The sequence below is a fragment of the Paenibacillus sp. P22 genome, assembly GCF_000469945.2.
In the GTDB taxonomy this organism is placed as follows: domain Bacteria; phylum Bacillota; class Bacilli; order Paenibacillales; family Paenibacillaceae; genus Paenibacillus_O; species Paenibacillus_O humicus.
On the sequence record NZ_CBRA020000061.1, the window covers coordinates 1 to 20,700 of the forward strand.

Sequence of the window (20,700 nt, forward strand, 5' to 3'; positions counted from 1 at the left end):
YAAGAATCGTAGGTGTTCTGTTTATCCTTGCAGCCGTTACATCAATTATAGGAGGGCTTATCTTATACAAACCGGTCCTAAATGATCCCGATTACCTGGTTCAAGGTTCCGCGCATGCCAACGAGGTGGTGCTTGGGGCGGTTATGGAATTGATGCTTGTCATTGCGGCGGTAGGCACTGCAACAACCATGTTTCCTTTTTTACGGAAATTCAATGAAACGATTGCTCTTTGGCATGTTTGTTTCCGGTTTTTGGAGGCTGTTGTTATTACGGTAGGGGTGATCAGCGTCCTGTCCCTGCTGGCCTTAAGTCAAAACTATGTAGCAGCGGGGGCCCCGGATATCGCGTCTTATCAGGTTTCGGGTACATTGCTAAAAGCAGTGCATGACTATACATTTTTGCTTGGACCTAATTTATTTCTAGGAATAAATACGATGATGTATAGTTATATCTTTTATAAGTCCAAACTTGTACCCAGGTTCATCCCCTTGTTAGGTATGACAGGGTCTGCACTGATTCTTCTAGCTGCCTTTTTAGAAATGTTCGGGGTCATTGATCAAGTTTCTGCTTGGGGGGCGGTCTTGGCGCTTCCAATATTCGCCAATGAAATGATCCTGGCGGTGTGGCTCATCACGAAAGGTTTTAATGAATCTGCAGTCCATTTGAGCAAACCCTAGAACGGTAATCCAAATACGGTCGCCCGGTGTTCTTCATCTGAAGGAGTAGAGAAATCTACGCCCAAGGGCAATGAAATACTGGTCAAAACATATGCGGCATCGGTAACAGCGGGGGACTGGCGCATGCTTCAGCAGAAGGCCATCCTGCAAAAGGATGGCCTTAAACTTGCCGTTAAAGACAGCACGGAGAACGGTACGACAAGTGATGATAATATTAGAACTCGATTCTAATAAGCCCAAGGGAACCACGACGCTAGTTGTACGAGAGGTATCAACAATATACATGTTAAATAATGTACACGATATTTTAGAAATGAAAGAAACATTCCGCCGTTAGAAATGGTATGTTTCCGCCAATTGATCCGTGTATATACATTGACAATCTTCCGCTTCCTATAGCATAGTTATGATAACTGAATATTGCCTCACACTATCGGTGAGGTAGAGGCGCGGCGTTTAACAGTTTGTAGCGGAGCTTGAGAAGGCGATGAGGCTATGAAGAAGGAAATGCCGCCGAAGTGGGTAATACGCTCCGTATTGCTTGCTGGGTCTGCAGTTAAGAGCTGCAGGACTGTCTCAATGAACCTCCCCGTTCATTGAGTTGAGCTATCTTCCCAGGGAAGCAGAGGCATATAAGGTATTATGGCATCGTGCGGCCTGAGCTGATCTCAGGCCGCTTTTTTTGTTTTGAAAAAAGAGATTCCGGGAGGACAAAAAATGAAGATGAAGACAAAGGTATTTTCGATCTTGCTGCTCTCCGCCATGCTTATGATAACGGGCTGCGGTTCAAAGGGAAATGCCGGATCAACGGCAGAAAATGAAGATACGTTCAAGGTTGGACTGGAAGCGGGTTACGCGCCGTTCAACTGGACTCAAAAAGATGATTCCAATGGCGGCGTCAGCATCGCCGGAACTTCTGAATTCGCAGGCGGCTACGATGTGGAAGTCGCGAAGAAGATCGCAGACGGCTTGGGCAAAAAGCTTGAGATTGTGAAGACGGAGTGGGATGGGCTTGTTCCAGCCTTGACTTCGGGAAAAATCGACGCGATTATTGCCGGGATGTCCCCTACCGCTGAGCGCAAGGAGACGATTGATTTCTCCGACAACTACTACAAGTCCAACTTGGTGATGGTCGTGAAAAAAGGCGGGAAATACGAAGGCGCCACTTCCATCCAGGATTTCAACGGGGCTAAAGTGACGGCTCAACTAAACACTTTCCACTATTCGGTCATTGACCAGATTACAGGCGTATCCAAGCAAACGGCGATGGACAACTTCCCGGTCATGAGAGTAGCGCTCGAGTCCGGAATGATCGACGGTTATGTGTCGGAGCGCCCGGAGGCGGTGAGCGCTTCCGCGGCCAACGCTAACCTCGTCATGGTCGAATTCAAGGACGGCTTCCAAACCTCCGAGGATGACACGGCGATTGCAGTCGGCCTCAAGAAGGGCAGCGAGTATACGGCGAAAATCAACGATATTCTAAAAGGAATTTCGGAAGAGCAGCGCACAAGCATCATGGATGCAGCGATAAAAAATCAGCCTGCAGCCAAATAATGCCAACGGAGAACCGGCTGTATGCCATACAGTCGGTTTTGTAATGAATGAATGGGAGGCATCGGCATGAGTTTGGAATGGATTGTAAAAATTGTCGAAGAGAACTGGCAGATGTTCCTGCGCGGGGCAGGGATGACGCTTTTGATCTCATTGGTGGGAACCGTCATCGGCGCCGTCATCGGCTTGTTGGCTGGCGTGATAAGGACGATACCGACGCCTGGACGTGCCGCGCAGCGGATCATGCTCAAGAGCGCGAACCTTCTTTTGACGGTATATATTGAAGTGTTCCGCGGCACACCAATGATCGTGCAGGCAGTAGTCATTTATTACGGCTCGGCACTGGCCTTCGACTTCAACATGAATGTGCTCACCGCAGCTTTCATTGTCGTGTCCGTCAATACGGGTGCTTATATGGCGGAAATTGTCCGGGGCGGAATTCTGTCGGTCGATAAGGGACAGTTCGAAGCGGCTCATGCGATCGGCATGACTCACATGCAGATGATGGCCAACATTGTTTTACCTCAGGTCATCCGCAATATTTTGCCGGCAACAGGCAACCAATTCGTCATCAATATCAAAGATACCTCGGTTCTTAACGTGATTTCCGTTTCGGAGCTTTATTTCCTGACGAAGTCGGTTGCGGGCAACAACTTCCGGTATTTTGAATCCTTCTTTGTCGCATGCGTAATTTACTTTGTCATGACCTTTACCGTCACGAGAATTTTGCGCTACTTCGAAAAAAGGCTGGATGGTTCCAAAAGCTACGAGATGGAACCCGCCCGATAAGCAAGAGGAGACAGAAACCTATGGAAAAAGTCATTGAAATCCAACAGCTCAATAAAAGCTACGGCATGAATGAAGTGCTGAAAAATATCGGATTTTCCGTCCATCATGGCGAAGTGGTCACCATTATCGGCTCCTCAGGCTCGGGGAAGTCGACGCTGCTTCGCTGCATCAACCTTTTGGAGATTCCCAGCGGCGGAGAAATCCATTATCGGGGCCGGAATATTCTGGATGGCAGCCACCATATTCCCTCCTATCGCAAAAAGCTGGGGATGGTGTTCCAGCAATTCAATCTGTTTGAAAATCATAATGTGCTGAACAATTGCATGGTCGGCCAGATCAAGGTGTTGAAGCGCTCCAAGGCGGAAGCGGAAGAGACGGCAAGGAAATATTTGAAGGTAGTGGGCATGGAGGCTTATATCAACGCCAAGCCCAAGCAATTGTCGGGCGGCCAGAAGCAGCGCGTGGCGATTGCCAGAGCGTTGTCCATGGAGCCTGATGTCCTGTTGTTCGATGAGCCTACATCTGCCCTCGATCCCGAGATGGTAGGCGAGGTGCTCAAGGTGATGAAGGAGCTGGCCCATTCCGGCCTGACGATGCTCATCGTCACGCATGAAATGGATTTTGCTAGGGAAGTGTCGGATCGGGTGGTGTTCATGGATAAAGGCGTTATCGCCGAAGAAGGGACACCGGAGCAAATGTTCAGCCGGCCGAAGCAGGAGCGCACGAGAGAGTTTCTGAAGAGGACATTCGTCCAGCATGATCGGGCCTGACAAGTCCTTACTGTTGATTGGCCATCGGAAGCGGCTGCGCTTCAGGTGTGATAAGATGATATCAGCACCAAAGGCAAACCGGACAGCCAAACCAGGATAAACGAGCAGTTGGAACCGAAAATACGCGTCCCTCCTCTCGTATGAAAACGGAGTGTTCCTCAACCATGTCAACGAATCCAAAGGTAGATGGATTTATTCGGAAATCGAAAAAGTGGAAGGCCGAATATGAGAAGCTGAGAGCGATCGTTCTTGACTGCGGGCTGACCGAAGACTTCAAGTGGATGCATCCTTGTTATACGTTCGAGAACAAAAACATCGTGATCATCCACGGATTCAAAGATTATTGCGCGCTCCTGTTCCATAAAGGCGCCTTGTTGAAGGATGCCAACGGGATTCTGATTCGACAAACGGAAAATGTACAGGCGGCGCGCCAGATCCGGTTCGCCAATCTCCAGGAAATCGTTGATAAGGAAACGATCTTGAAAGCCTATATCAATGAAGCCATTGAAGTTGAAAAAGCCGGTTTGAAAGTGGAATTTAAAAAGAATACCGAATATGCCATTTCGGAAGAATTTCAAACGAAACTCGATGAGATGCCTGCCTTGAAGGCTGCTTTTGAAGCCTTGACGCCTGGAAGGCAGAGAGCTTACCTTCTTTATTTTTCGGCCCCCAAGCAATCCAAGACTCGAGAGTCGAGGGTGGAGAAATATACGCAGCAGATTCTCGATGGCAAGGGATTGAATGATTAGGGGATGCTGCAAGGCTGAGCGGAGCAATCCTTATCGGTGCAGGCTTCAATCCTGACCAAGCCCCGGAAACATTTCATCCTGTTGAGTGCACCGAAGGCATGGCGATTAAACATAAAGGTCAAGGGCAGGGCAGCAGTCAGTCGGCCTGTTCGCGACTATCCAAGATAAGCTTGTCCCCGTCCAGGCGCATTTGCGCCTGCGGAGACAAGCTTTTTTGTCCTGTTTGCCGCCTATAGTCCGACGCCGCCGACCGGCCTGACGCGGATCGGCTCGATCGCGGCGATGAGCGGGCGTGCCTGGCCGATGACGGCAAGCACCTGCTCGTTGCGCAGGGAAGCGGCATGAGCTTCCTCGTTCTGCCACAGCTCGGTAATCCAGATCGTGTCTTCGTCATCGGCCGCTTCATGGATGATGTAGTGCTCGCAGCCCTCCATTTCGTCGAGGGTCTTGGCGGCTCCGAGCAGAAGGTCGAGCAGCTCGGCGCGCTTTCCCGGATGGGCTTTCATTTTACCGAACATTGCATATTTGCTCATGGTTTCAACCTGCCTTTCGTTGATATTGAATGTCGTTTCAGCATATCCGTATAATGGGCGGCCGCTTCTGAGCTCACCTGCACCATCCGCTCGATGAGGCTGGCCGGCTCGATAATCGTCAGGGAGCGGCCGTAGGGAAGGAGGAAGTAAGGAACGAAGGTCTGGAGGGAATCGCCGCCGAGCCGAAGATGCAGCCGTTCCGGAAGCCGCTCTGCGACGGAATGCCCGAACAGCCAGTGTCGGCACAGCTCCCCGAGCGCAAGCGGCGCTCCTTCCAGGACGACGTCGACGAGCGGCTCCTTCTCCAGCGCGCCCGGCATCAGGCTGCTCAGCAAATACTCCTTGGCGGAGAAGCCCTCCGGCTTTTCGAACCGGAGGCTGCTGCTCTCGACGCTTCGGATGCGGTCGGCACGGAAGCTTCGCAGCTCCCCCCCGAAGCCTGCAGAAGCCCACCGTATACCAAGCCCCTTTCCAATGGACGATTCCGTACGGATCGAATTCCCGGCGGCTTGAACCAGTGCTTGAACCAGTGATGGAACCGGATTCTCCGTGGCCCTTGTCGTAATCCATGATGACCGTCTCGCCCGAGGCGGCGGCCTTTTCCAGCACCCGGAGAGCTTCTTGCTCCAGCGGGCCTGTCGGGGAATGGACGACCTCCAGTCCGTCCGCATGCCTGGCCAGCCGGCTCCGTTGTTCGTCCGTCGCGTATCGCATGAGCTTGTCCAGCGCATGGACGAGGTCGGTGCTGTAAGGATAGCCTGCTTCCCGGGCAAAAACGGAAGCCTGGACGAGAGCGCGCTGCTCATCCGGATCGAAGAACAGCGGGGACTCGCTGAACGAATCCAGAATCCGGTAGCCGCCGTTCGGGCCGGAATCGGCCAGGATCGGAACGCCGCTGGCGCAAAGGGAATCGATGCAGCGGTAGATCGTGCGCACGTGCACCTCCAGCGACTCCGCCAGCTGTCTGGCGGTCATCTTGCGGCCGGAGCGGAGCAGCCAGAGAATCGAGAGCATATTGTCGGCTTTGGCCAATGGACTCAGTCCCTTCGCAGATGTCCGTCATAAGCAGGCGGTTTTGCCGCTGACAGCTTGAGAATGGAATTCAGCGCCGTTTGCGCCTGATGGAGATCATGGGTGCCGTTTCGTCCATTTTAACGGAGTCAGGGCAGGGGAGCCATTCCCTTCTCCACCCAGGTTTCATAACTCGGGCCGTATACATCCGGAACGCGCAAGCCCGCCTGCCGCATCAGCACCGTCATCTGCCCCCGGTGATGGGCCTGATGCATGACGGTGAATCGGAGCGAAGCGCCGTTTGCCCACAGCTCGCCGCCGATTTCCTGCTTCTGAAGCAGCGTCTCGTCGCTCCACCCGGAGCGGACGGCATCCGCAATATCACGGCTGACGCGCCTGTATTCCGATGTGATTCCCTCTGCGGAATTACGCTGCCCTGCATCCGCGGGGGTGAAGTCCAGCCCCATGGAGGCCATGTAACCGATCGACTCCGCCAAATGCCACGCAATCATTCCGAGCGTGCGGCGCTTCTCCGCGACCGGCCGGGCGAGCGATTCATCGGTGAGAGCATCCAGTACGCTTGCGGTCAGCTCCGCTTCCGCTTTCCATTCCTTTTCAAAATCCTCGATAGACGTAAACATCAAGCATCCCTCCACTGGGCGGCTCAGCCGCCGATTCCGTTACGGAACAAGCATAACGGACCCTCACTGACAGCTGCGGTCAGTGATGGGAAGGTTTAGTTCACGATTTTCCCGTTGACGTATGTACGCCCTGCCATTGAAGCCTCAAGCACCCAATTGTCGAGAGCCGCTTTGCTGATGTAAATCCTTCCTTCCACGACGATGTACGGCAATGCGTTCGTTACGCCGGAGTTCATTCTTAGTGCCCTCTCCGCGCTGAGGATTTTTTCCAGCTGGCCCTGGGGAATGCCGAGGTACCCTGCTGCCGCATCGATCGTAAGCAGCGGCTTGTCCCAAGGAGATTCATAGCCGGCCGGGCTGGAGACGGCGGGCTGGACGATGGCTGGGGAAGCGTCTTCCTTGCTTGAGGCTACAATCAGGCAGCCGCCGATAAAGGAGGCGCCAAGGACAACGCTGGCGATTAAATTCGAATAGGTGCCGAGTTTCATGGAGAACTCCCTTCCAAAGCAGGATCTCTTCTATCCTATCCAAAGAAAATATCCATGTCACGGAATAAAAGGGGTTGAATGGAAGTTGGATTTTGATCGGATCAGTTCCGGGTCCAGATCGGGCTGCTTTTTGCTCTTTTCGACCAAAGGGAGCAATGGTACCGGACCAGACGCGGCTGAAGCGGACTGAGGCTGGAATTCACGCTTTTCTTCAGCACATAGGGGACGAAGCCGCTGCCGGCAAAGATGAGGACTTTGGCCAGATGCCCCTCCTCCATCAGCCAGGCGGTGGCGGATCCGGCGGCGAAGTCGAGCCATACCATCTGGTGGAAGGCATGCTTGGGCAGGATGAAAATGAACTGGCTCTTGCGGACAAACGGGATGGGGACGGTCATAGCCTGGCCTCCTTGCAAAGGGAAACATGTATGGACCATCCTATTCGCACGGTGAATTGTCCCATTCCAAGCAAAAGTCGGCCCCGACTCCTGCCCGCTTCATGCCCGCCCGCTTCGGAATCGGTCCGGCGTATCGCCGGTCAGGCGGCGAAAGGTCGCGATGAAGTGGCTGACGTCGCGGAAGCCGGTCTGGCCGGCAATGACTCGCAGCGGCTCGCCCGGACGGCTGAGCAGCAGCTCGCGGGCTCGGCGGATGCGCAGCCGCACGAGGTAGGCGTAGGGAGACAGGCCGAACAGGCTGCGGAACAGCGTATTGAGCCGGCGGCCGGAGAGGCCTGCGGCTGCGGCCAGGTCCCCGAGCCCGATCGCCGGCTGGTGAAGATTGGCCTCCAGCCAGGACAGCAGAGGCTCGAGCTGGCGCAGCCGCTGCGACACGCCGGCGGCTTCGTCGGTGCTGGAGTACGTGCGCAGCGCCAGCAGGAACCGGTACGCCTGCTGGGACGATTCCAGCCCGAGCGGATCGGCTTGGCCTTCCAGCAGCTCCAGGCTGTTCAGCAGCAGGCTGTCCAGAGGAGATCCCGGCTCCCAGCGGTAGAGCGCCGGACTGGACAGCGCCAGCGACGCCATGAGGCCCGGCAGCTCGGGTCCGGCAAAGGTCAGGTAGGCCGTCTGCCAGACGCCGCCTCCGCTGCGGTAGCTATGGGCTTCTCGCGGCGGCAGGAGCAGTCCGCTGCCGGGCGGCAGCGTCTCCGCATGGCCGTTCCAGGAGACGCGTCCTTCGCCGGCGAGCGTCTGCAGCCAGTGGTAGACCGGGTAGCCGTCTCCGCGATGGAACGGCTCCTGGTCCGGGTTGAAGCCGATGCTCTCCAGCTGGACCGGCAGAGGCCTGTCCTGCAGCTGGACGGGAACGACCCGGCGATGTCCGGCGATGTTCATCGTTATGGACCTCCTAAGCTCAACGTAGTTCCATATTCTTATATATGTCGGCCATAAGATTGGATTTTAAGGAGATCATTCCTTTTTTAAAATGAAGATATCCTTATATTACACCTGGAAGAGGTGCCTGATCATGATAAATTCGAAACTGCCCAAGATTTGGTATGGAGGCGATTACAATCCCGAGCAGTGGGACGGGGACACCTGGGCGGAGGACCACCGGATGTTCAAGCTGGCCGGGATCGATGTCGCCACGATCAACGTGTTCTCCTGGGCTCTCGATCAGCCGGACGAACATACGTACGACTTCGCCTGGCTTGACGAGCAGTTCGAGCTGCTTCACGGGCAAGGCATCGGAATCTGTCTGGCGACCGGCACGGGAGCCCATCCGGCCTGGATGGCGAAGCGCCATCCCGAGGTGCTGCGGGTGGATTGGGAGGGCCGCAAGCGCCGCTTCGGCGGACGCCACAATTCCTGCCCGAACAGTCCGGTCTACCGCCGCTATTCCACGGCGCTGGCCGGCAAGCTGGCGGAGCGCTACGGCCGGCACCCGGCTCTGCTCATCTGGCACATCAGCAACGAGTACGGCGGCTACTGCTACTGCGACAACTGCGCGGCGGCCTTCCGCGGCTGGCTGCGGCAGCGGTACGGCGCGCTGCAGGAGCTGAACCGCGTCTGGAATACCCGCTTCTGGGGCCACACCTTCTATGACTGGGAGGAAATCGTTCCGCCGAACGCGCTCAGCGAGGAGTGGGGCGGCAGCCGCACCAACTTTCAGGGCATCTCGCTGGATTACCGGCGCTTCCAGTCGGACAGCCTGCTGGACTGCTTCAAGCTGGAGCGCGATGCCGTCAAGGCGCTGACGCCCGACATTCAGGTGACGACGAATCTGATGGGCTTGTATCCGGAGCTGGACTATTTCAAATGGGGCAAGGAGATGGATATCGTCTCGTGGGACAACTATCCGTCCATCGACACGCCGCCGAGCTTCACGGCGATGGCGCATGATCTCATGCGGGGGCTGCGCGGCGGCCAGCCGTTCATGCTGATGGAGCAGACGCCAAGCCAGCAGAACTGGCAGGCGTACAACTCGCTGAAGCGCCCCGGCGTCATGCGGCTGTGGAGCTGGCAGGCGGTTGCCCGGGGCGCGGACACGGTCATGTTCTTCCAGCTTCGGCGGTCGGTCGGAGCCTGCGAGAAATACCACGGGGCCGTGATCGAGCATTCCGGCCATGAGCATACGCGGGTATTCCGCGAGGTTGCGGAGCTCGGGCGGGAGCTTGAGCAGCTCGGCGATACGCTGCTGGACGCAAGGGCGGATTCCAAGGTCGGCATCATATACGACTGGGAGAACCGGTGGGCGACGGAGCTGAGCAGCGGTCCGACGGTGGCGCTGAACTACGCGCAGGAAGTCCACAAGTATTACGACGCGCTGTACAGCCGGCATATCCAGGCGGATATCATCGGCGTCGAGGAGGATTTTTCCCGCTACGATCTCGTCATCGCTCCCGTGATGTACATGGTGAAGCCAGGCTTCGCGGAGAAGGCGGAAGCCTTCGCTGCCGCCGGCGGAGCGTTCATCACGACGTTTTTCAGCGGCATCGTCGACCAGAACGACCTCGTCCGGACCGGCGGTTATCCAGGCGAGCTGCGGAAGCTGCTCGGCATCTGGTCCGAGGAGATCGACGCGCTTCTGCCGGAGCAGCGCAACCGGATCGTCATGACGGCATCCGGAGAGCTTGCGGGCGGGCCGGACGCTCAAGACGGCGGCCCGCGCGCTGTCGCCGGCATGCGTTCCGAGTATGAATGCGGCTTGCTCTGCGACTTGATCCATAGCGAAGGAGCGGAGGTGAAGGCGGTCTACGGCGACGACTTCTACCGCGGCATGCCGGCTCTGACCGTCAACAGGTTTGGCGAGGGGGAAGCGTGGTACGTGGCCTCCAGCCCGGAGCCGGCTTTCCTCCGGGACTTCCTCGGAAGCCTGTGCAGCAGACTCGGCATTGAAGCGCTTGTGGAGGAGGCGTCGGCGGAGCTGGAAGCCGCCGTCCGCGTCAAAGACGGAAAACGGTACCTGTTCCTGCTCAACCATGGAGCGGAGGAGGGATGGGCGGCGCTTCCGGCAGGCGGTGGCGTCGATCTGCTGACCGGAGCGACCGTCGGCGGCCGTGTCTCCGTGCCGGGAAAAGGCGTGCGGATCGTACAATCCGGCCGGATTTCATAGCGGTTGTGCTAAAATAGCCCTTAGAGGGCGGGAAGCCCCCGCCCAACGAGGGAGGACTGTCGATGAACCGAATTACGCCTCATGCGGGCGCCGGGCCCATTGTCGTACCGGTGCCCGAACCTTTCAATTACGCTGCCGCCCTGGCTTATTTGAGCCGCTCCAGCGATGAAGCGCTCTATGCCGTGGAGGGGAATTCGCTGGTCAAGCTGTTCGCGCGGGGCGGGGAAGAGATTCTGGTCCGGGTGGATTACGCGGAGGATGGCAGCGGTACGGCAGCTGTCCCTCGTCTCGTCGCCACGTTTCCGATGGGAGACGCCCCTTCTCCAGCCATGAGGGAGCATATTGGAGCTTATATGCTGGAATGGTTCGATCTGGACCGGGATCTGGAGCCGTTTTATGTCCTCACGGAGAGCAGCGATCTGCTGCGCGAGGCCGGCCGGACGTTCCGGGGACTGCGGATGATCGGCATCCCGGATCTGTTCGAGGCGGTCTGCTGGGCGATCATCGGGCAGCAGATCAATCTGGCGTTCGCTTACACGCTCAAAAAAAGGTTCACCGAGACGTTCGGCCGCTCCGTAAGCTGGAACGGGCGCGAATATTGGGCTTTCCCGGAGCCGGCCGTCGTCGCTTCGCTGGAGCCGGCCGACATTATGGCGCTGCAGATGACCGGCCGCAAGTCCGAATACCTGATTGGAGCCGCCCGTCTGGTCGCGGACGGTACGCTGGACAAGCCGTCGCTGCTCGAGGCGGGCTGGGAAGGCGCGGAAAGCAAGCTGGTCGCTATTCGCGGCATCGGCTTGTGGACGGCCCATTATGTCATGATGCGCTGCCTGCGCATGCCGGAGGCGCTGCCGGCCGCCGACGTCGGGCTGCTGAACGCGATCAAGGCGGCCGGCGGCATGGAACGCAGGCCGACGGCGGATGAAGCCAGGGAGCTGGCCCGGCCATGGAAGGGCTGGGAGGCCTATGCGACTTTTTATCTATGGAGAACCTTGTATTGATCAATGGGAAGCAAGCGCGACGGAGCCGGACGATCGGACCCGAATCGCTAGGGGTTGCTAGGGGCAGAAGGCGTCTCCGCCAGGGGACGCCTTTTATGATTCTCTTTTGATCCTCATTCGCTGCTGGAAGCGTTTGCTGTCCGGAAGAGCGAATGCAGGTTCGCGCCTAAATGGAAGGGATGGACGCCTGCTGCAAAAATTTATTTCATTTATTGATATAATTCGACAGTAATAGACATTAGTTCGATGGTACTATGTGGAAAGAGTTTATGTGTATTTCAGCCTATTGGTGTTCGCTAACAAATAATGGATGCTAGAGAAGGAGATGGCGATTTGAATAAGGTCATGCCGAAAATTGTCATTTTGGGCGGGGGCGTGGCGGGAATGAGCGCGGCCCATGAGCTCGCGGAGCGGGGCTTCAACGTTTCCGTCTACGAGGCAAGGTCCATACCTGGAGGCAAAGCCCGGAGCATGGATGTGAAGGGAAGCGGCACCGAGGGAAGAAAGGATCTCCCCGGAGAGCACGGCTTCCGCTTCTTCCCTAAGTTCTACAAGCATCTTCCCGACACGATGAAGCGGATTCCCTTCCCGGGCAACAAGCGCGGCGTCTTCGATAATCTGGTGGAGGGCTCCCGGCTCGGCGTCGCCTTCGACGATCGGCCGATGCAGCCGTTCGTCACGGAGTTCCCGGCGAACGCCTCCGACTGGAAAGTGCTGCTGGAATCCATTTTCGGCAACGATCTGGGCCTGACCCGGGCGGAAGCCGAGCACTATGCCGGCAAGCTCTACCAGCTCGCCTCCAGCAGCGACCTCCGCCGATACCTGGAATACCAGCGTGTCTCCTGGTGGGATTTCATCGAAGCGGACAAGCAATCCCAGCAGTTCCAGCGCATTCTCGCAGGGCTGTCCCGCATTCTTGTCGCCGCCAAGGCCAAGGAGGCGAACGCCTGCACGATCGGCACGGTGGGAGCGACCCTGATGATGGATATGATCACCCCGGGAGGCAGCGCCGACCGGCTGCTGAACGCCCCGACCAACGAAGCCTGGCTGAAGCCGTGGCAGGACTATCTTCTCTCGCTCGGGGTCGAGTTCCATCGCAATGCCCCGGTCAAGTCGATTGCCTGCGAGAACGGCGCCGTGACCGGCGTTGCCGTCATCGTCGGCGGCGAGGAGGTGACGGTTGTGGCGGATGCCTACATATCTGCATTGCCCGTAGAGGTCATGGCGGAACTCGTCACGCCTGAGCTTGCCAGTGCCGATCCTCTCCTCGGCAAGCTCAGGACGCTCAGCGAATCCGTCGAGTGGATGAACGGCATCCAGTTCTATCTCAATGAGGACGTCGAGCTGATCCACGGCCACATCATCTGCATGGACAGCCCTTGGGCGCTGACGCTCGTCTCGCAGAAGCAGTTCTGGCCCGGCATCGATCTGACCCAATACGGCAACGGGCGGGTAAGGGGAGTCATTTCGGTCGATATCTCGGATTGGCAGGAGAAAGGCATTCTTTACGGCCGTCCCGCCATGCAATGCTCGGCCGAGGAGATCAAGAACGAGGTGTGGGCGCAGCTCAAGAAAAGCTTCAACCATGAGGCGGAGCTGCTGCGCGACGAGCAGCTGGAGCATTGGTTCCTCGACGAGGACATCCAGTTCCCCAATCCGAATTCCGTGACCAACATGGAGCCTCTGCTCGTCAACAGGGTGCATACATGGGACTTGCGGCCCAACGCCTATACGGCCGTGCCGAATCTGTTCCTGGCTTCCGATTACGTGCGCACCAATACGGATCTCGCCACGATGGAGGGCGCGAACGAGGCCGCACGCAGAGCCGTCAACGCCATCATCGATCATTATGATCTCAAGGCCGACAAATGCAAGATATGGGATATGTACCAATACGATTGGCTGATCTTGAACCGGAGCAGGGACAAATCCCGGTGGGAAAACGGGCTGCCCTGGAACGGCAGAATTGTCGGCTAGAGTGGATAGGAAGGATTTCCTGCCGTGATTGAAAATATAATTGCACGCGAATTCCAAGGGCTGATGTATTATCTGACCGCGTGTCTGCTCTTCTTGATCATTACGCCCAGAGTATCGTTCATACGCCATGGCCGCAAAATCCTGTTCGTTCTCATCCTCATCGTCCAGAGCTACTTCTATCTGGCCTACGAAGAAATCGATCCCTTGGTCTACGCGCTCCATCTGACGCCGGTGTGCGTCGCCATGGTCGCCTTGTTCGAGGGGTGGATTCCAGGGACGGCGACCGCGGCGGCATTCGTATGGGGCAATGTCTTCATTGCGGGCAACGACTGGCTTCCGCCTACCATCGCCTGCGCCGTCGTGACCGTGCTGGGCATCATCTTCCATTACCGGATCAAGCTGTCGGAGTCGATCAGGCTCATGATTCTGCTGCATATTCTCTTGAAGAGCGTTCATATCGGAATCAGTTACGGCTTCATGGCCGAACAGGGGATCACTTTCAGCCAGACGGAAGTGCTGTTGATTACAGTGGGCTCCCTTCTCTCCGCTCCGCTTGTATCCTACACCTATTATTTGGTGAAGCATCAGGAGAGGATGACCGAGGAGCTGTTCAACGCGGAGAAATACCATCTCATCGGGCAGCTGACCGCCTCCATCTCGCATGAGGTGCGCAACCCGCTGACGACGGCCAGAGGCTTCCTCCAGCTGATGGGCAAGCCGGGACTGGACCAGCAGGCGATGGATCGATACCGCAACCATGCCCTTGAAGGCATCGACGGAGCCAATGCCATCATTACCGATTATCTCAATTATTCCAAGCCCTCCGTCGAAGAGCCGAAGCCGCTCGATATCCGGCAGGAGCTCAGCAGCGTCGAGCAATGGGTCAAGCCTTTATGCGTCATGTCGGGCATCGAGTTCGTGACGAGCCATTCGACGGAAGAGCCGCTCATCATTGTCGGGGACTCGAAGAAATTCCAGCAATGCCTGCTGAATATCATTAAAAACGGAATCGAGTCGATGCCGGAAGGCGGCGTCCTTACCGTCAGCACGAGGCAGTAGAACGACAAGGCTCTGATCTTCATCCGGGATACGGGAGTGGGGATGAACGAGCAGCAGCTGAAGCGCATCGGGATGCCGTTCTATACGACCAAGGACAAGGGAACCGGACTCGGACTCATGGTCGTGACGAACCTGATCAAGGCGATGGGCGGCCGGACGTATTACCGCAGCAAGCCGAATCAGGGGACGATTTGCGAGATTCATTTGCCGATGGCGCCGAATCCGGCGTCCTCCTGATCCTCAAGCCGGCGGAGCGTCAATGTCCAAGCGGCGTCATCCGGCCCGGCATGGCCGCCGGGCGGCCGGAGAAGCCTGTTCAGCGGAGCGGACAGATCCAGCAGCGCGAGCAGGTCGCTGCGCTGGAGCGCGACCAGCTGGTAAGCGATTCGCGCTTCCTTGCCGTTCGGGCCGTGCAGAGCGCCCGGGAGGGGAGTTCCGTTGACCGCAAGCGCGGGAAGAATGGAGCTGCCGCCTGTTATGGCGATGCCGGCCAGGTAGATTCCGCCGGCCTTGATCCGGATGGCGCCGGATGAGCTCAGCGAGCAGGCTGGATGCCGGGCCGGGCAGCTTTTGCTGAACGCGAGCCCGGGCTGCGGCGCATCGGCCGAACATCGCCTGCAGCCGGTGAATCGGATGATGCCGTCGTTCCCGCCGGAACGGCCGGCGGAGGATGCGCAAGTCATGGGATGCCTTCTTCCGCTTTGTATTCTGTCTTCCCAGCTATCTTATGCAGCAGCCGAAAGGAGAACGACGCCTTGGAGCCTCTTCTTTACCACTTCAGCGAGGAGTCCTTCATCAGCCGCTTTGTCCCCCGGCCAAGGCCGGGACGTGACGGTCTGCCTGCCGCGGTATGGGCTGTCGACGAAGAGCACAGCGTGAATTATTTCTTCCCGCGGGAATGCCCGCGGATCATCTACGATCGCCAGCCCGGGCTTGATGAGCGGGAGGAGCAGCTGTTGTTCGGGATGTCCGGCGCCGCTCGGATCGTTATGGTCGAGAGCCGATGGCTGGAGCGCATTCGGGCCGCGGTTTTGTACCGGTATGAGATGCCTGCCGCCGCATTCCGGGTGGAGGACGCAACCGCGGGATACTATGTTTCGAAGGAGACGGTCGTCCCGCGATCGGTCGAGCGCATGACTGATCTTCTGGGAGAAATCGAGCGAAGCGGCGCCGAGCTCCGCGTGACGCCAAGCCTCTTTCCCGCCAGGGATGTCATTCGGGGATCGTCGCTGCGCCGGTTTTCCATCATCCGGTTCCGCAACGCGAGATAAGACTTTTCAGCCGTTAGCTGAAGGGTCTTTTTTTTGAATTCAAGAATAAGAAGGTATAAATAATTTGAAAATAGTTGACATAAATTTATGTGATACCTATAATTTCGTTGAAATTATGTCTTCGTACCTTGTTTTACCAAACAAAACAGGAAGGGAGGCTGAAGCAGGACTGCAAATCGGGGAGAGGAAGAGAGGGCTCAGGGCGGCAAGGAAGCGTCAATCATGTTCATGACGGGAGGAATGGAATTGTCCAGTTCTGGAAGTTCGAGACAACCTATATTGAAAGCGCTTTTATCGTGGGTGCTGGCATTCGGTCTGATGACGCCTGCCTTTGGGCCGGCAGCCGGAGCTTCTCCAGCGGGGGCGTCGGAAAAAGGGAGCGTGCCGGAATCCGTATACGGCGGCGTTCCGGATCAGGTATACGGAGAAAATACCATGTTCTCCTCTTACATTACGGCAGAAGGAGACAAGCTGATGGAGGACGGCAGGGAATATCGCTTTGCCAGCCTCAACTATCCCGGTGCGCTGGGGGACTCGGCATTTTCCCAGGACGACGCCCTGCGCACGATCAAGGCGATGGGCGGGAAAGTGACCCGCTCCTATGTGCCGTCCGTTCTCCGTTACGACGGATCCAACAAAGGCTCGGCCTTTATCCTCGGACCGGATTCCAGCGGCAGGATGCAGTTCAGCGAGGAAGGCTTCGCCAAGATGGACCGCATGCTCGCGCTTGCCAATGAGACCGGCGTCCGGATCATCATCCCGTTCGTCGATCAATGGCAGTGGGTCGGCGGCATTGAAAGCTATGTCAACTTCGTCTATCCCGGTACGATAACGGGTGATGCGGCGACGGATCCGGACGGCTGGAAGTTCTACACCGACCCTCAGGTCATCGGCCTGTTCAAGCAGGTCGTCCATTACATGATGAACCGCACCAACACGATTACGGGAGTGAAATACAAGGACGATAAGGCGATTCTGGCCTGGGAGACGGGCAACGAGCTGGGCGGCTACAACCAGGACAAGTTCCCGCAGTCATGGACGGCGGAAATAGCCCGCTACATCAAGGAGGAGGAGCAGCCCAAGCAGCTGCTGCTCGACGGGCGCTTCTCGATCAACGCCGCTTCGCTGACGGACGATCATATCGACATCGTCGGCAATCATTTCTATACCGGCAATTTTATCGACAAGATCAATGCCGATGCGGCTATGGCTGCAGGCAAGAAGCCTTATATACTGGGCGAGTTCGGCCTTTATACGACCAAGGAGCCGGTGGAGGCCCTGTACAACGCCGCGCTGCAAAACGGCACCTCCGGCATCATGATCTGGTCGCTGAGACCGCATAAGGAGGACGGCGGATTCTACTGGCATGACGAGGATCCGGGCAACTGGGCCTCGTATCACTGGCCGGGCTTCGCCTCGGGCGATTATTACGGCGAGACGGATATTATCCGGACAGTATACAACTACGCCCATTACATGAATGCGCTGGATAAAGGCAAGACGTCCGCGGTTCCCGCAATCGAGGCGCCGGAAGGAGCTCCGGGCCTGTTCCCGATCGATTCGGTCGCGGACATCAAGTGGCAGGGCGTTGTCGGAGCATCGGGCTACGAGGTGCAGCGCTCCGCAGACGGGATGAACTGGGAGACGGTCGGGACCGGCGTCTCCGACGGCGGACGCGCCGGAACGAAGGCTTTCCACGACGAGCAGGCGATCACTGGCGCATCGTACCAGTACAGGGTGCGCGGAGTCAACGAGTCCGGCGCATCGGCGTGGTCCAACGTCGTGAGTACGACGGTCAGACATCTCATCACGGATGAAATGAGCCTTATGCAGAGTCCGAAGGAGAATCGCCGGACCTATGCCTACGACCAGTCCTCCAATGTCTTGAACAAGGCGGACAACTGGAATGAGCTCGGCCAAGGCTTCAAAGCCTATGCCGCCGGCGCGATGCCGGGCACGCTTACCTATGCGGCGCCTGTTCCGCTGGAGGCGGTGCGGATAAAGAGCGAGGGCGGCGGAAAGATGCGGCTGTTCGTCTCCTCGGTCAACGGCAAGTATGCGGAAATCCAGCCGAGGCTGGCAGACGGGATGTGGACGGCAGACGCGCTTCCGGCGGATACACGATACGTGAAGCTGGTCATCGACGGCGGCAGCTCCGTTCTGATCGACCGTGTCGAGCTGGAATACGCCTATTCCGGTCAAGGCTATCGGCCTGTCCCGGCGCCGGTGCGCAGCGGGCTGATCGTAGACCGCAGCTTCGACGGTCAGCCGGACTCGGCATCGGGCAATCTGGCCGTTCGCGGCGCTTCCGCCGGCACGGAAGGGCTGCCGGTCCTCAGCCGCCTGGACGGAGAGCATGCGGAGCTTGTGTACGCAGCCGCAGGCGACATGAATTCCTACCGGTTCACCTCGTATGCGAACGGCGGAGAGGAGCTGCAGCTGTCGGGTTCAATCGACGGCCTGAATTACCAGCCGCTGCAGCCGGCCGTGACCAGCAAGGAGACAGCCGGCGGATGGAGCCGCAAGGTGTATGCCGGATTCGAGCTGCCGGCGGGCACCCGTTACATCAAAGCGGATTATCCGGCAGGCGGAAGCCCGGAATCTCCGGCTCTCGCCAAAGCCGATATCGGCTTCGGGTCGGCGCTGATTCCGCTCACGGAAGCTCCGCCCGCCAACGTCCTCGAGGATGGCGAATACGATTACGGCAAGGATGAGAGCATCGCTGCCCGTTATGAGCGGGACGAGGATGGGGGCCATGCCTCGATCGCCTTGGACGGCGGCTCGAAGAACCGGGGCAGCTACGGAGCGAGAATCAGCTACGAATTCGGCTCCGCTTCGTTTGCGGGACTGAGCAGGCCGATCGGCCATGCCGACCTGTCTTCCTTTGATGCCCTGCATGCTTGGGTGAAGCCGGACGGCAGCGGCAGTAAGCTCGGCTTCAGGCTCTCCACGGGAGACGGACGGATATGGGAAGCAGCCGCTTCGCTGAGCGGCACGGCAGCGCGCGCGCTGGAGGTCAAGCTTGCGGACTTTGCGCTTGCGGCGGGGGATGCGGGCCGAGGCCCGATCGATCTGTCCGACGTAACCGGATTCGGCCTGTATGTGGGCAAGACGGAGGGGACTTCCGCCGCAGCGGGCAGCATCGTCGTGGACGACGTGCGGATGGCCAATGCCTCCAAGCTGGACAATTTTGAAGGGTACGGCGGCTACAATGCCCTGGTGCAAAAAGCATTCGCGCGCAACACCGGTGGCGGAGTCCTGGATGTATCGCTGGACGGCTCCCGCAAATCCGAAGGCGATTACGGCTTGCGGATGGACTACGACTTCAGCGGTCCGGGATATGCGGGCGGCAGCTTCAGCCCCGATTACCTGAAGCTGGACGGCTATGACGGCTTCAGCTTCTGGCTGCAGCCGGACGGGTCGAACAATGAGCTGGCGATCCAGTTTTCCGACGACGCCGGGAAGTTCTGGGAGACGAAGGCGGTCTTCCGCGGCAGCGATCCGCGCTTGATGTACGTGCCGTTCAGTTCCTTCCGCTATCCGAGCTGGTATGGCGGCGATCCCGGCGACCGTCCGGATCCGACCCGGCAGATCAAGACGTTCTCCCTTTATCTCGGCGGATCGCCGGATTCGCTGTCCTCTTCCGGGACGCTGTATGTCGACGACATCCAGGGAGCGGACTTTACCGACAGGCTGAACGCGGCGTCCGTAGCCATCCGGGATAGCGGAGCCGTCATCGGAACGCTGCCTTACACCCTCAGCGGCACGGCCGTCGGAGCGGAATTCGTCCGCATCCAGGTCGGCAAGCAGACGTTCCATGCTCCGGTGAAGCCGGACGGAACCTGGTCGTACGCCACTTCCAAAATCGCCAACGGCATGAAGGAGGCGACGGCTGCCATCGAGCTGTTTGACGGGACCGTCCTTCACAGCAGCATGGCGGCATTGAACGTGAACGTGCCGGGCAACCCTTATGATGACGGCACGGCGCCTGCGGCGAACAACCGGCTGCTCAATCCGGGCTTCGAGGAAGCCGTCGATGCGGGCGCATGGCCTGTGCTGCCGAAGCACTGGTCCAGCAAGGACGCCTCCGGCGCCGAGGTTACGGACGGCATTGTCAAGCTGGAGGGCGGGGCGCGTACGGATCAGTATGCGCTCGTCCATTGGAACGACAAAGCCTATGAAGCCACGACTTCGCAGGAAGTCGACGGCCTCGAGCCCGGCATCTACGAGCTGAAAGCCTGGACGAAGTCCAAGGGCGGCCAGATTGCCGCCGAATTGACGGCGACGGGCGATCAGGGAGCCGTACGGAAGGCGGCGATTCCGCAAGGAGAGAGCTCATGGGCATCGGTGAAGCTGTCCGGGCTTGAGGTTCGGGAAGGCAAGCTCACCGTCGGCTTCCATTCCAAGGACAGCGGGGGCAACTGGATCAAGGTGGACGACGTGTCGCTGATCAAAACGGCGGACCTGCCGGGCGGAGAGCCGACGCCGACGCCTGGAGGAGGGGCGACGCCGACGCCCGGGGGAGGAGCGACACCGACGCCTGGAGGAGGGGCAACGCCGACGCCTGGAGGAGGAGCGACGCCGACGCCTGGAGGAGCKKRGACRCCRRCGCCTGGGGGAGGAGCGACGCC

At 58.2% G+C, this 20,700-nt stretch carries 19 protein-coding genes, 1 pseudogene and 1 riboswitch; of the genes and pseudogenes, 12 read left to right on the forward strand and 8 right to left on the reverse strand.

Features of this window, described 5'->3' with window-relative positions; all coding sequences use genetic code 11:
• From BN871_RS09985 to BN871_RS10005, 5 genes are all read left to right on the forward strand, one after another.
• A partial coding sequence (locus BN871_RS09985; protein ID WP_157060255.1) for a DUF4386 domain-containing protein occupies positions 1 to 677 on the forward strand: 677 nt, incomplete at its 5' end.
• A gap of 434 nt (positions 678 to 1,111) precedes the next feature.
• Positions 1,112 to 1,294, forward strand: a riboswitch (Lysine riboswitch).
• Between the two features lie 100 nt (positions 1,295 to 1,394).
• Positions 1,395 to 2,231 carry a transporter substrate-binding domain-containing protein gene (locus tag BN871_RS09990; protein WP_048745742.1) on the forward strand — a complete coding sequence of 279 codons (837 nt, stop codon included), beginning with the start codon at positions 1,395 to 1,397 and terminating at the stop codon, positions 2,229 to 2,231.
• 66 nt (positions 2,232 to 2,297) lie between these two features.
• The gene (locus tag BN871_RS09995) at positions 2,298 to 3,017 is read left to right on the forward strand and encodes an amino acid ABC transporter permease (RefSeq protein WP_048745744.1); all 720 of its coding nucleotides are present in this window, start codon (positions 2,298 to 2,300) and stop codon (positions 3,015 to 3,017) included.
• A gap of 20 nt (positions 3,018 to 3,037) precedes the next feature.
• Positions 3,038 to 3,787 carry an amino acid ABC transporter ATP-binding protein gene (locus BN871_RS10000; protein ID WP_048745745.1) on the forward strand — a complete coding sequence of 250 codons (750 nt, stop codon included), beginning with the start codon at positions 3,038 to 3,040 and terminating at the stop codon, positions 3,785 to 3,787.
• 164 nt (positions 3,788 to 3,951) lie between these two features.
• Entirely contained in the window at positions 3,952 to 4,536 is a 585-nt protein-coding gene (locus BN871_RS10005; RefSeq protein ID WP_127509447.1) for a YdeI family protein, read from the forward strand.
• 230 nt (positions 4,537 to 4,766) lie between these two features.
• Here BN871_RS10005 and BN871_RS10010 read toward each other — a convergent pair whose 3' ends face one another.
• From BN871_RS10010 to BN871_RS10035, 7 genes and pseudogenes are all read right to left on the reverse strand, one after another.
• Positions 4,767 to 5,069 (reverse strand): putative quinol monooxygenase, encoded by a 303-nt coding sequence (locus BN871_RS10010; RefSeq protein WP_021878728.1) that lies wholly within the window; start codon positions 5,067 to 5,069, stop codon positions 4,767 to 4,769.
• Positions 5,066 to 5,635, reverse strand: coding sequence for a WYL domain-containing protein (locus tag BN871_RS29895; protein WP_332310209.1), 570 nt, complete (start codon positions 5,633 to 5,635; stop codon positions 5,066 to 5,068). Before BN871_RS29895 ends, BN871_RS10010 begins: the two co-directional genes overlap by 4 nt.
• Positions 5,556 to 6,083 (reverse strand): annotated as a pseudogene (locus BN871_RS29900) (helix-turn-helix transcriptional regulator); the annotation flags it as partial. The gene BN871_RS29895 and the pseudogene BN871_RS29900, both read right to left, overlap by 80 nt.
• A gap of 146 nt (positions 6,084 to 6,229) precedes the next feature.
• Positions 6,230 to 6,721: a DinB family protein gene (locus BN871_RS10020; RefSeq protein ID WP_048745747.1), complete on the reverse strand. Its 492-nt coding sequence runs from the start codon at positions 6,719 to 6,721 to the stop codon at positions 6,230 to 6,232.
• A gap of 95 nt (positions 6,722 to 6,816) precedes the next feature.
• Positions 6,817 to 7,209: a hypothetical protein gene (locus BN871_RS10025; RefSeq protein WP_021878725.1), complete on the reverse strand. Its 393-nt coding sequence runs from the start codon at positions 7,207 to 7,209 to the stop codon at positions 6,817 to 6,819.
• A 101-nt stretch (positions 7,210 to 7,310) separates the two neighbouring features.
• Positions 7,311 to 7,604, reverse strand: coding sequence for a hypothetical protein (locus BN871_RS10030; protein WP_048745748.1), 294 nt, complete (start codon positions 7,602 to 7,604; stop codon positions 7,311 to 7,313).
• A gap of 99 nt (positions 7,605 to 7,703) precedes the next feature.
• Positions 7,704 to 8,540, reverse strand: a complete 837-nt coding sequence (locus tag BN871_RS10035) for a helix-turn-helix transcriptional regulator (protein WP_048745749.1) — start codon at positions 8,538 to 8,540, stop codon at positions 7,704 to 7,706.
• A gap of 133 nt (positions 8,541 to 8,673) precedes the next feature.
• Between BN871_RS10035 and BN871_RS10040 the strand changes: the two genes are divergently transcribed.
• The 5 genes from BN871_RS10040 (at position 8,674) to BN871_RS28970 (ending at position 15,035) form a co-directional block, all read left to right on the forward strand.
• Positions 8,674 to 10,761: a beta-galactosidase gene (locus BN871_RS10040; protein ID WP_048745756.1), complete on the forward strand. Its 2,088-nt coding sequence runs from the start codon at positions 8,674 to 8,676 to the stop codon at positions 10,759 to 10,761.
• Between the two features lie 62 nt (positions 10,762 to 10,823).
• The gene (locus tag BN871_RS10045; protein WP_048745750.1) at positions 10,824 to 11,762 is read left to right on the forward strand and encodes a DNA-3-methyladenine glycosylase; all 939 of its coding nucleotides are present in this window, start codon (positions 10,824 to 10,826) and stop codon (positions 11,760 to 11,762) included.
• Between the two features lie 333 nt (positions 11,763 to 12,095).
• Positions 12,096 to 13,739, forward strand: coding sequence for an FAD-dependent oxidoreductase (locus BN871_RS10050; protein ID WP_232312941.1), 1,644 nt, complete (start codon positions 12,096 to 12,098; stop codon positions 13,737 to 13,739).
• A gap of 24 nt (positions 13,740 to 13,763) precedes the next feature.
• Complete coding sequence (locus BN871_RS10055) at positions 13,764 to 14,798, forward strand: histidine kinase dimerization/phospho-acceptor domain-containing protein (protein WP_021878720.1); 1,035 nt, start codon at positions 13,764 to 13,766, stop codon at positions 14,796 to 14,798.
• Between the two features lie 42 nt (positions 14,799 to 14,840).
• Complete coding sequence (locus BN871_RS28970; protein ID WP_232312943.1) at positions 14,841 to 15,035, forward strand: ATP-binding protein; 195 nt, start codon at positions 14,841 to 14,843, stop codon at positions 15,033 to 15,035.
• On the opposite strand, the gene BN871_RS10060 is transcribed toward BN871_RS28970, so the two are convergent.
• Positions 14,999 to 15,481: a hypothetical protein gene (locus BN871_RS10060; RefSeq protein WP_021878718.1), complete on the reverse strand. Its 483-nt coding sequence runs from the start codon at positions 15,479 to 15,481 to the stop codon at positions 14,999 to 15,001. The two genes, BN871_RS28970 and BN871_RS10060, sit on opposite strands and share 37 nt — an antisense overlap.
• Before the next feature lie 72 nt (positions 15,482 to 15,553).
• Here BN871_RS10060 and BN871_RS10065 point away from each other — a divergent pair, with 72 nt between their 5' ends.
• Together BN871_RS10065 and BN871_RS10070 are read left to right on the forward strand one after the other, a co-directional pair.
• Positions 15,554 to 16,069: a DUF6886 family protein gene (locus tag BN871_RS10065; protein WP_048745751.1), complete on the forward strand. Its 516-nt coding sequence runs from the start codon at positions 15,554 to 15,556 to the stop codon at positions 16,067 to 16,069.
• Positions 16,070 to 16,348: 279 nt separating this feature from the next.
• A partial coding sequence (locus tag BN871_RS10070; RefSeq protein WP_048745753.1) for a carbohydrate binding domain-containing protein occupies positions 16,349 to 20,700 on the forward strand: 4,352 nt, incomplete at its 3' end.